This is a genomic window from Acinetobacter sp. YH12027, assembly GCF_013420085.1.
Lineage (GTDB): Bacteria > Pseudomonadota > Gammaproteobacteria > Pseudomonadales > Moraxellaceae > Acinetobacter > Acinetobacter amyesii.
Genome location: NZ_VOYW01000011.1, coordinates 93,907 through 109,838, shown reverse-complemented (window position 1 = coordinate 109,838; position 15,932 = coordinate 93,907). Strand labels below are relative to the sequence as shown.

Below are 15,932 nucleotides of genomic sequence, written 5' to 3'. Positions count from 1 at the left end.
GATTCATATTAAGCTTTACGAGGGCGTTGTATCGTCTGACGAGACGTGTATCAAGATGGGAGATATTAAATTGAAGAGCATGCTCTTCAATTTAACCCAAAACTTGGGATTTGTGTAGATACCTATGCTCTTTGGGAGAGGGCTAGGGTGAGGGAATAAAATCCTCTACCCTTGCGAAACAGTGTTTCTCATCTCCTAGAAGGAGAGGGGATAAATAAAGCAATAAAAAAGACCGCTAAAAGCGGTCTTTTTTAGATTTGAAGATAAGCGATTAAGCTTGGCCTTCAGCAGCCGTTTGCGCACGTTGCAAATTCGCTTCGAATTCAGCATCGAAGTTAATTGGTGTAAGCAATAATTGTGGGAAGCTGCCTTTAGTCACCATATCGTTCACAGCTTCACGTAGGAATGGGAACAAGATATTTGGGCAGTAAGCACCAAGAATGTAAGGAAGACGTTCTTCTTCAACGCTATCGATCAGGAAGATACCTGCTTGAGTAACGTCAACGATAAATGCAGTGTCACCAGCATTGTTCGCTTGAACGACAACTTTGAGTGAAACTTCGAAGTGTGTTGGATCAACTTTTTCTGCAGAAGAAGAAAGGTTGATATTTAGTTCAGGCTGCCATTCTTTAGTAAATACTTGAGCCCCAGGTACTTCGAAAGAAATATCTTTAGTATAAATACGCTCTAATGCCAATTGTGGTTGAGCTTGTTGTTCTTCACTCATTGTTTATTCCTTAATATGAGGTGACGATTTATGTTTAAAATTAAGATAGCATGCTGTCGAGTTTGCCTTCACGCTCTAAAGCATAAAGTTGGTCAAAACCGCCAATAAACTGATCATTAATAAAAATTTGAGGAACGGTACGGTGGTTGGTGCGTTGCATCAATTCAACACGTACTTCAGGCGCTTCATTTGATAAATTAATTTCTTTATAAGCCACGCCTTTACGCTCTAGGAGCTGTTTTGCACGAATGCAGTAAGGACATACAGTTGTTGAATAAATCGTAACTTCAGCCATGTTAATCTCCTAAGAAGCGCTTATTTGCTTTTAACTAGAGGTAAGCCTTGAGCTTTCCAGTTGCTAATGCCGCCGTCTAAACGGTATGCATCTGCATGACCGACTTGTTGCAATGCAGAACCTGCCACTTGACCAAGGTTACATACAAAAACCAACGGGCGATCAGAAGTTTTTAACTCTTCAATGTGTTTTGTAATTTGGCTATATGGAATATTACGGCTACCGCTAATATGACCTTCGCGGAAGTCTTTCGCATCACGTAAGTCAATCAATTGAGCATTTTTAGCTTTTACTAAAATCCCTAAAGATTGAGGTGAAATTTTGCGACCATTACGCTGGCCTTCAAGAATAAAGAACAGCACGACCAATACAGCCAGCGTTCCAAATAAGAAGGGGTGATTCCCCATAAATTCGAACCAACGTTCCACAATTCACCTAACTACAATTTTAAATTGCCAAGAGTATAGCCCATAAATATGGTGATCAAAATCACCCCTTCAAGGGCATGAACAGAATAAAAATTAATTTTTTTGCTGCGCTTCCGTGATTTCGTCGATCAGACGTAAATAACTGTCTAATCGGCGCGGCAAAATTTCGCCATTTTGAGCCGCCATTCTAAGCGCACATTGCTTTTCATGTTTATGCGTACAGTTACGGAACTGACAATAACCCAAATGTGACTCGATCTCAGGGAAACCTTGCTGAACTTTTTCCAATTCTAGGTGCCATAAACCAAATTCACGGATTCCAGGTGAATCAATCAATGCAGAACCTTCACCAAACGCAATTAAGCGCGTAGAGGTGGTGGTGTGCTGACCGAGCGCGGAGTTTTCCGAAATAATATTGGTTTTTTGCGCAGCATCCGGAACAATGGCATTAATTAAAGTACTTTTACCAACCCCAGACTGACCTACAAATGCGACAGTTTCACCAGAAAGTCGAGCAGAAAGTGCGCTTAAGTCACCATCGGATTGGGTTTGCATGACCTCATAGCCCAAGTCACGATATTCTTGTAATAGCGTTAAGATCGGATCGTTGTCTTTAAGTAAGTCTGATTTATTTAAGACCAATAAGGCTGGAATATCAGCATCTGCACAGGCCACCAAATAGCGGTCAATCAGGCCAGGTGCTGGCTCAGGAAGCGGTGCAAATACAATCACAATCAGGCTGACATTGGCTGCGACAGGTTTCACTTTGTGATAACGGTCAGGGCGTGTCAGTAAAGATTGGCGTGGATGAATCGCGGTAATAATCCCTAAACCTGTGATCGGGTCAGCTTGCCATTTGACACGGTCACCCGTCACCAATAATTCGAGATTGGTACGGGTATGGCAGCGCCAAACACTGCCTAATTCGATGGGTTTCCAATGGGGTTCAGGTTCACCTGCTTGCACAATGGGTTTTTCAGGATGTTGGTCGGGTGTAGACAGCGCTTGAACTTCAAGTTGACGACCATAATGTTGGACGACCAAGCCTTCCAAATCTGCAGAAGTATCGATTTCTTCCTGACGAGATTTATGTTGCTTCTGAATGCGACGTTGCTGCTGTTCAGTCAGTCGGCGCTTACGAATTAAAGCCATTCATATCCTAAAAAACCATGAAAACTAGATGGCAAAAATAGCATGAAAGCAGGGGCTATTTACAGCGCAAGCCCAATAAATTTGCTACTATGTTCATTTTTACAGCCTAATAAGATTGCACATTTATGAGCAGCACACCTGATACACGCCTGATTTGGATTGACCTTGAAATGACAGGTCTAGATACAGATAACGACCAGATTATTGAAGTTGCAACAATTGTGACGGATGATAATTTAAATATTCTGGCGGAAGGGCCTGTGCTTGCGGTACATCAGTCTGACCGTGTGCTCAATGCAATGGATGAATGGAATACTCGCCAACATGGTCAATCAGGCCTAATCGAACGTGTACGTCGTAGTAAATTGACAGCACAAGATGCTGAACAGCAAACTTTAGAATTTTTGAAAAAATGGGTGAATCCAAAATCATCACCGATGTGTGGTAACTCAATTTGCCAAGATCGTCGCTTCTTGCATCGCTTAATGCCTGAAATGGAACAATACTTCCACTACCGTAATCTCGATGTTTCATCAGTGAAAGAATTGGCGAAACGCTGGCGCCCAGAGATCATGGGTGGCTTAAAGAAAAATGCGTCGCATTTGGCGATGGATGATATCCGTGACTCCATTGCAGAGCTCAAATACTACCGTGAATATTTCTTTATTATGAATAAAGACTAAGGTTGTAAGATCGAAAAAGAGGCGAAAGCCTCTTTTTTTTATCCGAGAAATTTTCTCTATCGTTGATAGACGTTGGCTTGATGAATCTCGAGAAAACTTGCAGGTTGAGCCAAATCGGTAAAGCCAAATTGACGATATAAACCATGTGCATCTGCCGTTGCAAGCAACATGCGTCTTAGATCTGAGGAGCCACATTTTTCAAATAAAGTACTCACAATCAATTTTGAATAGCCTTTGCCTCGATGCGCATCGGCGACATAAATATCGGCTAAATAAGCAAAAGTTGCATAATCCGTAATAGCACGACCAAAACCGATGAGTTCATCATCGAGAAGTAAGGCCACGGCCAAAGAGTTTTCAATCGCTTTTTTCACCACATGTTTTGGAATATCTTTTGACCAATAGGTATGGCTTAAAAAGCGATGCACGGTGTCTAAATCCATTTCATTTTTGTCATCGGTAATTTTTAAATTATTTGGCAGAGGATGGATGTCCATGGCAATACACACTTGAGCTTTTGATCTATGGTTATATTTTTAAAGCAGATCTCCGTTCGCTGTAAATGTTTATTTTGATGGATTTAGACCTGATGCGAATGCCGCTCTATTGCGATGTATGCTGAATTGCGTTTTATCAAAGAAAAAAAGCAGTGAATTTGCTAAAATGGCGGCTCATTTAACACTGCCTCCAGACCTATGACTGAACTGCTCCAAGATGATGAATATGACCGCCGTTTTGCTGGCGTAGCCAAAATATATAGTGATGAAAGTTTTCATCATTATGAAAAAAGTCATGTCATGGTGATTGGGATTGGTGGTGTAGGCTCATGGGCGGTCGAAGCTTTAGCGCGTACAGGTATTGGTGAGCTAACCTTGGTCGATATGGATGTAGTTGCTGCATCGAATATTAATCGACAATTGCCTGCCATGAGCACGACACTGGGACATGAAAAAATTGAAGTGATGGCAGAGCGCTGCCGTGCGATTAATCCCCGAATCAAAATAAATTTGATTGATGATTATCTTACGCCTGAAAATGTCAAAGAAATTTTGGCAGGTGCTCCTGACTTGATTTTAGATTGTATTGATGATGTGAAGGCAAAATTTGCCTTAATGCTACATTGCCGTTTTAATAAAATTCCGTTGATCGTTTCCGGTGGAGCAGGGGGTAAACTTGATCCGCTGAAAATCCGAGTCGCAGATTTATCAAGAACAGAGCAAGACCCGATGTTAGCTAAATTGCGGACACAATTACGTGGCAAAGGCATTTGTAAAAAGCCGAAAGAAAAGTTTGGCATCACCTGTGTTTATTCAATTGATAATCCATTTTCCAGTGCTGATGTTTGTCCAAGTGCAGGCTTACGTTGTGGTGGATATGGTTCAGCAGTAGTCGTGACGTCCAGCTTTGCGATGGTGGCTGTGTCAGAGGTGCTCAAAAAACTTGATGCAAAACGAGCAAAAGCATGACAGCTATCTCATTTTGAAAAAAATAAAGCACCGAATTCGGTGCTTTTTTTGTATATAGAATTAAAATCAGACACAATGTTGGAATAATTAAAATATTGATTTTTTTGGGGCGAGTATGTGGTTTTTACTGATACTAATTTTGGGGATGGGAGCACTTGCGTTTTGGATGTGGAAAAGACCCGATCCAGTAAAACGCGATCAGGCTAAAGCAGTTGGGCATGACTTGTGGATAGACCAATTAGATGCACAACTGAAATTCGCAGAACGTTTAATGCTTGATGCACCAACCGACTATGCGCGTGCCTATGAATTGTATCAAAATTTGGCCAAACAGCATGAAATTCCGCAGGCCTATGTCGCTATGGGGCAGATGCATTTACAAGGCTTAGGCCGAGAAGTCAGTGTGGAAAATGCGCTGGCTTTATTGGAAAAAGCCAATAGTTTAGGCAGTGATGATGCTGCATATGTGTTGGGGCAAGTTGAAGAAGGTATCTATGGCGGAGTGCCCAATATTGAGAAAGCACAATATTGGTATCGACATGCGATTTCACGCGGTCATTTGGATGCGCAATATCGACTCGCTGAATTAAACCCAGAAGATCAAACGCATGCCGAGCAGCAACATTTAGATTTGTTGCAAAAAAATGCGGACGATGGACATGCCAATTCACAGTATCAATTGGCACAGTTCTATTTAAACCAAGCCACGCCAAATATTGCTCTGGGATTGGAATATTTACTGAAAGCTGGCCAACAAGATCATATGGCGGCTATTCAGCAGTTGCAGCAATTCTATGCACAAGGAAAGTATCTTGCGCAAAATGATGAAAAGTCATTGCAATATTTAAAGCGAGGATTGCTACTCGGGCACCAGCAGCAGTTGTATGAATATTATCAAGCAGTATTGATGGGTAAAATCGACGTCGATCAGCGTCAGCGGGTTTATCATGATCTTTTGCAGCAGGCCAAAGAGCACAAAGTTGCAGCAGCCAGCCGATTATTAGGTATTGCACATTTTCATGGTTGGTACCTGGAGAAGCAGGAAACTTTAGGTTTTCGCTTTCTGACCGAAGCTGCTCAACTTAAAGATGCTGAAGCGATTAGTCTTATTGCCGCACTGTATTTTGAAAAGTATTTGGTTCGTGATGATCCGCAAAAAGCATTTGAGTTATATCAAACAGCGTATCAATTCAAACCATTATTCATTAACCAAGTCGGTTTAGCACTATGCTACCTACATGGGGTCGGTGTTGAGCGAAATATCAAGCAAGCACAGCAACTTTTAATTGAAGCTGCTAGGCATTTAAATGATATGTCCATTACTTGTGTCGCGGATCAAAACTATGTGATTGGACGGTTTTATGCATTGCCAGAGTATCCATTAGCACATCGTGATCAGTGTCTGAGTTATCTGGAAAAAGCCGCAGAACAAGGTTCGCAGGATGCTGCTTGGTATCTCTACCGTTTAGCCGTGGACAATATCTTGCCTGATCTCTCATTTGATGATGCTCAAACACAGCGAGCATTGTTGAGAGCGGCGAAATTAGGTCATCCTGATGCACTTACGCAACTGGGTCTGGTTAACTTAAAAGGACAATGGGGAGCACAAGATTTCCAACAAGCATCGCAGTATTTTTCGCAAGCGGCGGCATTGGGAAATGTGACTGCCTTGTACCAGCTTGGTGAAATGTCAGAACATGGTTTAGGTGTACAGCAAGATTTATCCCAAGCGCATAGTTATTATGCACAAGCGGCTCAGGGGATGAATGCTGCGGCATTAACGCGATTGGGTTATTTCTATATTCATGGCATGGGCGTAGAGCGTGATCTTAAAATTGCACAGCAATATTTGGAAAAAGCGGCTTTGCAAGGCTATGTTGAAGCACAAGAACAATTGGAGAATATTCACGCATTTTTAAATGCCAATTAATCGTGATGCAAAGCAGTAAGGTGGTATGAAGAGACCTGAAGTTTAGTTTGATGGTCTCTACATTTATTTTAATACAGAAATAAATAGAGTAAAAATAACATAAAGAATTGATGTGGAAATTTGAATTTTTACTTACATAAAACCCAAAAAAGCAGGCAAATTATGCCTAGAAAAATATGAGTTTTTTTGATTAAATACCCCGCATATTTTATAAAAATCTGATTTTAGATAATAACGATGCTGAACAATATATATTCTGCAATTGAAAAATTGGGCATTAGTCCACAAAAACGTGCTTTGCATATTCAATTTTCCAATACCACGCTGAATGAACAAGTATTCTTGCAACGTATTGATGGGGAACATGCCTTAAGTGAAGGTTTGAATGTTCAGCTCATCTGTCTCTCAACTTCTGCCACCTTAGAACTCAAACAATTTATTGGTACACAAGTCGCAATCGATCAGGTAACCGATGCGGGTCAACTTTTTCGTATTACCGGGATCATTACAGAAGCATTTCAAGGCCAAAGTGATGGTGCATTAACGCTATATAAGTTGACCTTAGAAGATGCAACGGCATTATGGCATAAGCGTCGTAATAGCCGCGTGTTTATGAATAAATCGGTCAAAGATGTGGTCGAGATTATTTTTAAGGAATGGCAAAAAAAGAGCCCACTTTTTGCAGCGAGCTTAAGTTTGGACTTAAGTGGCTTAAAAAAAGAGTATGACGTTCGACCATTCATGATGCAAAGTAATGAAACCGACTATGATTTTATTACCCGCTTATTACGCAGTGAAGGCATTCATTGGTTGGTTGATGAAGCTCAATCTTTTGTAACATCGTCTGCGACACCCATAGCAGCGCAAAAGCTACGTTTGATTGATGATAATAGTCAATATCAAGCTTTGGAGCGACGTAATATTCGTTTTCATCGTAGTAGTGCGACTGAAAAAAATGACAGTATGACCAGTTTTATCGGTCAGCGTAGTCTGCAACCGACGTCGGTGCATGTGCAGCGTTGGCAGGCAGATGTGCTTGAACAGGACGAGGGTGGTGGTGCAGTACAAAGCAAGCACCTACATAGTCAAAATCAAGATAATGCGAACTTAAGTTTAGAGCAGGCATGGCATGTGAGCCCTGCATGGATGCAAGATCTGAATGGTGAAGATGCTGCAACAGCTTCTAATAGTGCTCAAGTTGAACGTCTCAATCAAAATTTTAGTGATTATTATGCGGCTCAAGCCAAACAATTTATTGCTAAAAGTACCGTGCGTGATACACAAGTTGGTTATTGGTTCAAATTGGATGAGCATCCAGAGATTGACCAGCATCGTGGTGCCGATCAAGAATTTTTGATTTTATCTAAGTCTTTTTATAACCAAAATAATTTACCCAAAGACTTAACCGATCAAGTTACACAACTGATCCATCAAAGTCAGTGGCAAGTCAAACAAAGCGATGCTGATGAACGCCAAGCCAATACCTTGGCTTTGCAACGTCGAAATATTACGACCGTTCCTGAATTTAATCCACTTACACATCGACCAGTAACACATCCACAGCGTGCCAAAGTTGTGGGTCCTGCCGGTGAAGAAATCCATGTTGATGAATGGGGACGGATAAAAGTCCGTTTCCTATTTACCCGTTCCGATGATCATGTTCATGATGGCGGTGCAGGTGCGAATAATAATGACACAGACTCGGCTTGGGTTGATGTACTGACGCCTTGGGCCGGCGAAGGTTATGGCGCACGCTTCTTACCTCGAATTGGTGAAATAGTTGTCGTCGATTTCTTTGATGGCAACATTGACCGACCTTTTGTCGTGGGTCGTATTCATGAAGCGCAGCGTAGTCCCACTAAATTTGACAATAAAGGACAATTACCAGATACCAAAAAACTTGCGGGAATTCGTTCCAAAGAAGTGGCGGGAGAGGGTTTTGGTCAATTACGCTTTGATGACACCACGGGGCAAATTAGTACCCAGCTGCAAAGTAGTCATGGTGCGAGCCAACTGAACCTCGGTAAGCTCAGTCATCCAAAAGATAAAGCAGAAAGTGAAGATCGGGGTGAAGGTTTTGAGCTGCGGACCGATCAATGGGGGGCGCTACGAGCTGGACAAGGTTTATTGGTGTCGACTTATAAACAGGAAAAGGCCAATGGTGAACATTTAGATGCAGAGATTGCAAGAACACAGCTGGAGACGAGTCATAGTAATAGTAAGTCTTTAAGTGATATTGCAAAACAACAAAAAACAGATGAAATTGAATCTGTTGAACAGCTCAAAGCTTTTGCCAGTGAAATAGAAAAAGATATCGCTAAATTTAAAAAAGCCATTCTTTTACTTAACTCAGTGGATGGTATTGCACTGAGTACACCAGAGGATATTCATTTATCTGCAACAGGCATGATCAACCAAATTGCCGGTGATAGCATTAACCTGAGTACGCAAAAAAATATTGTGGGACAAGCTTTAGGTAAGGTTAGCTTATTTGCAGCTCAAGGTGGTATTAAAGCAATAGCAGCGCAAAGTAAAGTCGAAATTCAGGCACAGTCTGATGCTTTGGATATTTTGGCAAAAAAAGGAATTACGATTTCTTCTACTGAAGACAAAATAGAGATTAGCAGTCCTAAAGAGATTGTGATCACAGGAGCTTCTTCCCAAATTACTTTAAATGGCTCGGGAATTCTTGCTAAGACAGGCGGTAAATTTGAAGTAAATGCAGGGCAGCATCTATTTAAACCTGCATCGAGTGCAAGCAAGTCTACACAACTTCCTGCTTCAAACCCTTTGAAAGGTGCCTTAGAACTTCTTAAAAGTTATGGGGGGCAAGATTTCTTTAGTGGCACCGGTTTTAAAGTGATTGATGCTTTAGGTAAACAAGTTTCAGGGAAACTCGATGGCAATGGCTTTGCACAAGTTACAGGGATTGCACCGGGACCCGCGAAAGTGGAGTTTGATAAAGATCCACGCAGTGCGTGGGATCAGTCTAGTCACTTTAATCGCAACTATGATTGGGCGGAAAAAGTGGTACCAGGCGCTTCGGACTTTTTACAAAATACATTGGGTTCGTTGGGGCAAAATTTAACATCACAGTTAAAAGATAATCTCTTTAATTTAAATGCCGATTCTTTAAAAAATATCGGAAAAAATGCATTAAAAGATCTAGGTGGACAGGCATTAAATCAATTTAAAGACCAAGTCACCAACTCTGCACTATCTGCAATTTCATCGAAACTCAACTTGGGACTTTCTGCTTCACAAATGGCAAGTTTGGGTCAGGGTGCACAAGGCTTATCCAGCGTATTAGGTGGAACTGGAATGAGTAACGGCATCGTTTCTGGGTCAACTGCTGCCGCAGTTCAGAACTCACAAGCAACCATTGATAAGGATATTGTGGGTCGTAAAATTTCTTATTCCACACGCGCATTGACTTATACGGAAACCATTCGAGAAGGCTCTGCAACGCCTACGAATGTGACAGCTGCACCAGTCGCAGTGCCTAAAGTGCCTGAAATAAAAGTAGTGGAAGCTGCACCAGAAAAAGCGATACCTGTCCTTGCTAGTGATGATGATTGGGTGGACCGGAAACAATATTCAAGTCCTTACCTCACTTACAGTGAAACCACACGACCGAAAAAGAACAATGGTTAGCGTTTGCTAAAACTAGCGTCAAACACAGTTTTAAATATTTAGAATTTGAGTAATAGGTTTTTACATGACAATTGATCAAAATGTTCAAAAAGAACAACAGACAATAAATAAGCCAGCCGTAGAACTGGCAATTTTTAATTTAGAAAGTGTGACGCATACTGAAGATCATAAATTTATAGCACATCAAATTCAGGATTATTTAAAAGCGTGTGGAAATACCAGCCTTGAGCAGTTAAAAGCCAATGCAAATGTGCCTACGGTGGCCAATATTTTTGCACTTTCAGGTGCAGTGTTGGACTTACTATTATTTGCAACCGAGCAAGAACAAGGCGATGCCGCTGTGCAAAAATCTGCTTTGCTGAGCATGAACCTGATTGGCTTATATTTAGAGCCAAAAGCTGAAGCGCATGTGCGTATGGCATTGCGTCCATTATTGGGATTGATGGCTGAAAAGCTCTATCCAGAAAATGGCAAAATTCAAGAAGCTGATATTCGCCGTATGACCTTGCATTTAAATGCACAAATGGCAGGAGATTTAGAAAAGTTTCTGACTGAAACACAGGCCAAACTACCTAGCCTGCTTTCAGGTGCGACAAATTTAGGAACATCAATATTAAACACTTTTGCAGCACCTATTCAGTCGGGGCTGGTTTCACCGACTATTAGCTTTGGTGCAAGTGCTGAAAAACGAGATCCGGCAGAACAATTTAGCAATTGGGCAAAACCGCTGATTGATTTAAGTAAAACCAGCGCACTTGCTAATATGCTACCTAAAATAAGGAAAGAACAAACAGGCACGCTGCTACAAACTCAAGCAACTCAGGCATTGAGTTCATTTCCAAATGAAATTCAACGTCAAGCTAACGCAGGTCTAAAATACAGTTTGGCATGGCTAATTCAAGAAACCTTAAAAGCCATTAAAACTCAAGGTAACAAAGCCAATGCCAGTGTGCCGATTAATCAAACTGGCGAGCATGAGCAGCATACGACGGGCGATACTTTAGAGTTTTTGACTTTACAGGCCGATGCGCTGAATGATCCCATTTGTGCAACTCTTTCTAGTGAATCAACATTGAGTGATTCTGCAACTGGGCAAAGTATTAGTTTTTCGATTGGGGCCGAGCGAGTCAATCATACAGATTTTGATCTACCTAAAGTGGGTTTCAGCTTTAGCCGACAATATAACTCGCAAATGCATGAGTTTGATGGCAGCATGATAGGCGCTCGTTGGATGATGCCTTTTTCGAATGTCATCATCCAAAATAGAAACGGCTATTTGTTTATTGATAGTAATGGGCGCAAGCATCAGCTACCAGATTCAATTACCTATGAAGCATACACGGTGCCTTATGAAGGCTTTACGGTAGAACCTTTAGAAAATGAAGATTTGCTACTAAACTTTGGTTCAGCGTGGAGTTTCCATTTTCACAGCTTTAATGGCGGAAAACACTATCAGTTGATTCAGCAATTCAATGAAGAAACAGATGAAAAAGTTGCTTTAAGTTATTTACTATTTGAACAGCAGGCTTATCTGCAAAGTATTGATTTTCAATTGAAGAAAGCTAAACACCAGCTCAAGTTTGCCTTTAATGATCAAGTAAAAGTTATCGCTGCTTTTGTGGATGAACAGGCAGAGCCAGTGTCACGTTATGAATATGATACGCAAGGCAATTTAATTAAGGCTGTAGATCAAAATGGTCACGTGCGCAGCTATGAATATAATGATGCGCATCAGCTGACCCGTTATACCGACCGTACAGGGCGTGGGCAAAATATTCGTTATGAATCCAAAGAAGCGAATGCCAAAGCCATAGCAGAATGGGCAGATGACGGCAGCTTTAAGACCCGTTTGGAGTGGCATCCACGACTGCGCCAAGTTGCTGTATATGATGCTTATGATGTGCCGACCTATTACTATTTTGACTTAGATGGTTTTACCTATCGCACACGCTTAGCCGATGGCCGTGAAAAATGGCTATCGCGTGACAGTCAAAAACGCATTACCCGTCAAATTGATTTTGCAGGCCTAGAAACCGAACAAGTTTATAACGAGCAAGATCAGCTGATTAAAATTGTACAGCCGAATGGAGGCATCATCCGTTTTGCCTATGATGAAGCAGGAAATTTGACGGAAACTAAAGATCCAGAAGGTCATATTTGGAAAAAAGAATACGATGCAGACGGTAATGTAACGAAGGAAATTAATCCTTTAGGTCATAGCACGCAATATAAATACAACAACGATAATCAAATTGTCGAAATCATTGATGCCAAAGGCGGCGCTAAAAAAATTCAATACAATGATTTGGGGCAAATGACCGCATATAGCGATTGTTCAGGTAAAGAGAGCGCATGGGAATACGATGAAGAAGGCGCACTGACGGCCCAGCAGTCTGCTGCTGCGCAGCAAATCAAATATATCTACAGCTCAGAAGGTAAAGACAAAGGTCAGCTTAGAGCAATTGTTTATCCTGATGGTTTAAAGGAACAATTTGAGCATGATGAAGAAGGGCGCTTGCTGAAGCATACGGATACCAAAGGTTTAAGCACGCAGTATCGTTATAACTCAGTTGGGTTGCTCGAACAGCGTATAGATGCGAACCGTCATCAAATAGGCTACCAATGGGATCAGCAAGGCCGTATTCAAAAGCTGATCAATCAAAACTATGCAGAATATTTATTTGAATATAACCGTTATGGTCAATTGGCACGTGAACAGGCTTTCGATGGCGAAGAAAAATATTATAGCTACAATGAAAACGGTCAGCTGTTCCAAATCCGTCAGCCAAATGTGTTTACTCAATTTGCATATTTTGCTGATGGCGCAATCGCTTCAAAAACTTATACCCATGTACAAACTCGTGTAAGTCAAACAGAAGAATTTGAATACAACCTGAATCATCAGTTGAGTAAGGCGACGAATAAAGACAGTCAAATCGATTTTTATCGCAACGCGCTTGGCCAATTGGTTCGTGAGCATCAGCATTATAAAGTGCCGCATTTAACTCCGCTGACGGCTGTGCTGCGTTATGAATATGATGTGCTGGGAAATTTAACTCAAACGATTCGCCCTGATGGACAGGTTCAAAGCAATTTGAGTTATGGTTCAGGGCATATTTATGGTATTGCGTTAAATAAAAAAGACATGGTGGCATTTCAACGTGATGACTTGCACCGCGAAACCACTCGTATGCTGGCGAATGGCTTAATTCAGACTAAAAATTATAATGATGTAGGTTTACTCAGTTCGCAGCTGATTCAGCCAGAGCAAGAGACTTTAGGGCGAGTACAGCATCAAGCAGAACGACATTATCAATATGATCAAAATTATTTGCTCACCCAAGTAAATGACAGCCGATTAGGTAAGCTGACGTATCAGTATGATGCCATTGGCCGTTTAACACAGAGTAAAAGCCTACATCAAACAGAAAACTTTGCTTTTGACCCAGCAGGGAATTTAATTAACCCTATTGCCACGCCAGCCTCTCAAGTGAAAAGTAATTTGATATCGCAATATAAAGGCAAAAGTTATAAATACGATGCGCAAGGTAATGTGATTGAAACTAGCCATGCAGGCAAAACATTAAAACTGACGTGGGATAATCTGAACCGATTGGTTCGCAGTGATCACCAGGGTCAGGTGACTGAATATGGTTATGATGTATTTGGCAGACGTTTGTTTAAGAAAAACCAAAATGCACAAACCTTGACGTTATTCGGCTGGGATGGTGACTTGATGATTTGGGAGTCACAGCAATCTAATAACGTTGGAGAAGACTACACTAAGCATTATGTCTATGAACCACAGAGTTTTGTGCCATTACTGCAAACGGGCTATACAGGTTTTATCAAGCTTTTAGAAACGCCTGACTATGCCCAATTTCAGCATGAGGATTATTCGGTTTATAAAGATCCGATTTGGAGAACTGAAACCCGAAAGAACAAAGCTGAGTTGGAAAGAGTTGCTTTTTACCACTGTGACCAAGTGGGTACGCCTCAAACATTGAGTAATGAGTTAGGTGAGTGTATTTGGGAAATTAAACAGGATACATGGGGTACAACTTTAAAGGTAAAGACCAGTGAAAATTTATTAGAGCAAACCAATATTCGGTTTCAAGGGCAGTATTATGATGGGGAAACAGGCCTTCATTACAACCGTTACCGCTATTATGAGCCGCATAGTGCAAGGTATGTCAGTAAAGATCCAGTTGGACTAGAAGGTGGACTTAATAACTTAGCGTATGTAAGTGATCCTAATATGTGGGTTGATCCGCTAGGGTTGATGGCGGAGAAAAATAAGGACGACCATTGGCGTATACCTGATAATGCATCAAAATGGCTTATAGACGAGAATAAATATCACAAAGATATATATGATGCTACACAACAAAAAAAGAATGCTAATAAAGCTTCACAGATAAAATATGCCATGGATAAACAAAAAAAACTTGATGAAAAAAAAGCTCAAGATAAAGCCTTAAGAGATGCTGTAGCAAATTCACGTTTAACAGGTTCTCGTGGTGAGAAAGTTAATATTCCTTCAGGTGGGTATAAACCACATGATCCTAGATGGGGTGGGTGTCGAGGAACTTGTTCTGTATGGGATTATGTAGTCTGTACAGGTAGTGTAGGAGGGGTGTCAGTTGGTTTTGTAGATAATCTAAGGTTACCAGTTGGTGAAGGAAACTATGTGTCCGTTTCAGGAAATGTTTTAAGCATAGCCGATGAATTACCCAAAAGCTATAAAGATGCCATGGGCTGGAGTTGTGCGGGCGGTATTATTAAAAATTTGGATCCTAATCGTGTTAAAGATATGCCAAGATCAGATATTGTCCATGAATTTGTAAGTGGAGCATCTATTTCTAAAGGTGCTATTTTGGGCTTTCCATTATTAGGCATTGGAATGAATAAAGTCACACCAATAGTGGATAAAAATAGTCCAGTTTATGGGGCTTATTCTAAAGAGTATGTAATAGGAAGTAGTGGTGTTAATGTGGATGTGGGATATACGGAGATGATTTCAAAATGAAAAAAAAATTGATTATAATTTTCTGTAATTTGTTTTGTTTAATATTAGTTGGTTGTCAGAAAAAAGAACCAACGAATTTGATTTTGAGTAATGAACCTGAAAACTTGAGATTAATGGCTGAGGGGAGAATCATTTTTGGTGGCAACTTAGAAAATGCGAGAAGTTTTTCTTCATATGCGTCTTATAAAGTTCTGTATGAAATTAAAGCTCAAAACTTAACGTTAGATGAATGGTTATCGAAAGACATATTATTAAAACAAAGAGGTTGGAAGTATTTAGGAAAAAAAGATAATGGCTATATTTACTGTCAGAATATGACACAGTTTGAAGTTGTCCCTCCACAATCGATCATTAAAAATGCAGTGTTACAAGGAGGAGATATGTATAAACAGGCTAAAGACTATTGGGTAATTGGTTTCAGTACTGCAAAAACAAGTTCGTATAATATGTGTGAAAAAGAAAGAAAACATAAAGTTAGTTAATCAACCTTGATATTAGATCTCTTTCATAAATCAAAAAACGAGCACCTTTTTGATTGATATTTGTACTCTAACTTTCTTAGCATTCA

General features: G+C 40.7%; 11 protein-coding genes. 6 read left to right on the top strand and 5 right to left on the bottom strand.

Going from position 1 to position 15,932, the window contains the following annotated elements; genetic code table 11:
* Positions 1-271: 271 nt before the first annotated feature.
* From secB to rsgA, 4 genes are all read right to left on the bottom strand, one after another.
* A complete protein-coding gene (gene secB, locus FTT94_RS05495) occupies positions 272-727 on the bottom strand; it encodes a protein-export chaperone SecB (RefSeq protein WP_078189641.1) in 456 nt (151 codons plus the stop codon).
* A 40-nt stretch (positions 728-767) separates the two neighbouring features.
* The gene (gene grxC / locus FTT94_RS05490) at positions 768-1,022 is read right to left on the bottom strand and encodes a glutaredoxin 3 (RefSeq protein WP_078192689.1); all 255 of its coding nucleotides are present in this window, start codon (positions 1,020-1,022) and stop codon (positions 768-770) included.
* A 20-nt stretch (positions 1,023-1,042) separates the two neighbouring features.
* Entirely contained in the window at positions 1,043-1,450 is a 408-nt protein-coding gene (locus tag FTT94_RS05485; RefSeq protein WP_078189639.1) for a rhodanese-like domain-containing protein, read from the bottom strand.
* A gap of 93 nt (positions 1,451-1,543) precedes the next feature.
* Complete coding sequence (rsgA, locus tag FTT94_RS05480) at positions 1,544-2,602, bottom strand: ribosome small subunit-dependent GTPase A (protein ID WP_180004539.1); 1,059 nt, start codon at positions 2,600-2,602, stop codon at positions 1,544-1,546.
* Between the two features lie 125 nt (positions 2,603-2,727).
* On the opposite strand from rsgA, the gene orn reads away from it, so the two are divergent.
* Complete coding sequence (orn, locus tag FTT94_RS05475; protein ID WP_067763591.1) at positions 2,728-3,285, top strand: oligoribonuclease; 558 nt, start codon at positions 2,728-2,730, stop codon at positions 3,283-3,285.
* Between the two features lie 56 nt (positions 3,286-3,341).
* Here orn and FTT94_RS05470 read toward each other — a convergent pair whose 3' ends face one another.
* Positions 3,342-3,782 carry a GNAT family N-acetyltransferase gene (locus FTT94_RS05470; RefSeq protein WP_180124421.1) on the bottom strand — a complete coding sequence of 147 codons (441 nt, stop codon included), beginning with the start codon at positions 3,780-3,782 and terminating at the stop codon, positions 3,342-3,344.
* 198 nt (positions 3,783-3,980) lie between these two features.
* Between FTT94_RS05470 and FTT94_RS05465 the strand changes: the two genes are divergently transcribed.
* The 5 genes from FTT94_RS05465 (at position 3,981) to FTT94_RS05445 (ending at position 15,846) form a co-directional block, all read left to right on the top strand.
* Positions 3,981-4,751, top strand: a complete 771-nt coding sequence (locus tag FTT94_RS05465) for a ThiF family adenylyltransferase (RefSeq protein WP_180004537.1) — start codon at positions 3,981-3,983, stop codon at positions 4,749-4,751.
* Between the two features lie 115 nt (positions 4,752-4,866).
* Positions 4,867-6,681 carry a tetratricopeptide repeat protein gene (locus FTT94_RS05460; RefSeq protein ID WP_180170359.1) on the top strand — a complete coding sequence of 605 codons (1,815 nt, stop codon included), beginning with the start codon at positions 4,867-4,869 and terminating at the stop codon, positions 6,679-6,681.
* 237 nt (positions 6,682-6,918) lie between these two features.
* Positions 6,919-10,335 carry a type VI secretion system Vgr family protein gene (locus tag FTT94_RS05455; protein WP_180170358.1) on the top strand — a complete coding sequence of 1,139 codons (3,417 nt, stop codon included), beginning with the start codon at positions 6,919-6,921 and terminating at the stop codon, positions 10,333-10,335.
* Positions 10,336-10,399: 64 nt separating this feature from the next.
* Positions 10,400-15,364 carry an RHS repeat-associated core domain-containing protein gene (locus FTT94_RS05450; RefSeq protein WP_180170357.1) on the top strand — a complete coding sequence of 1,655 codons (4,965 nt, stop codon included), beginning with the start codon at positions 10,400-10,402 and terminating at the stop codon, positions 15,362-15,364.
* Entirely contained in the window at positions 15,361-15,846 is a 486-nt protein-coding gene (locus tag FTT94_RS05445; protein ID WP_180170356.1) for a hypothetical protein, read from the top strand. The genes FTT94_RS05450 and FTT94_RS05445 overlap by 4 nt, the downstream gene beginning before the upstream one ends.
* Positions 15,847-15,932: the final 86 nt, after the last annotated feature.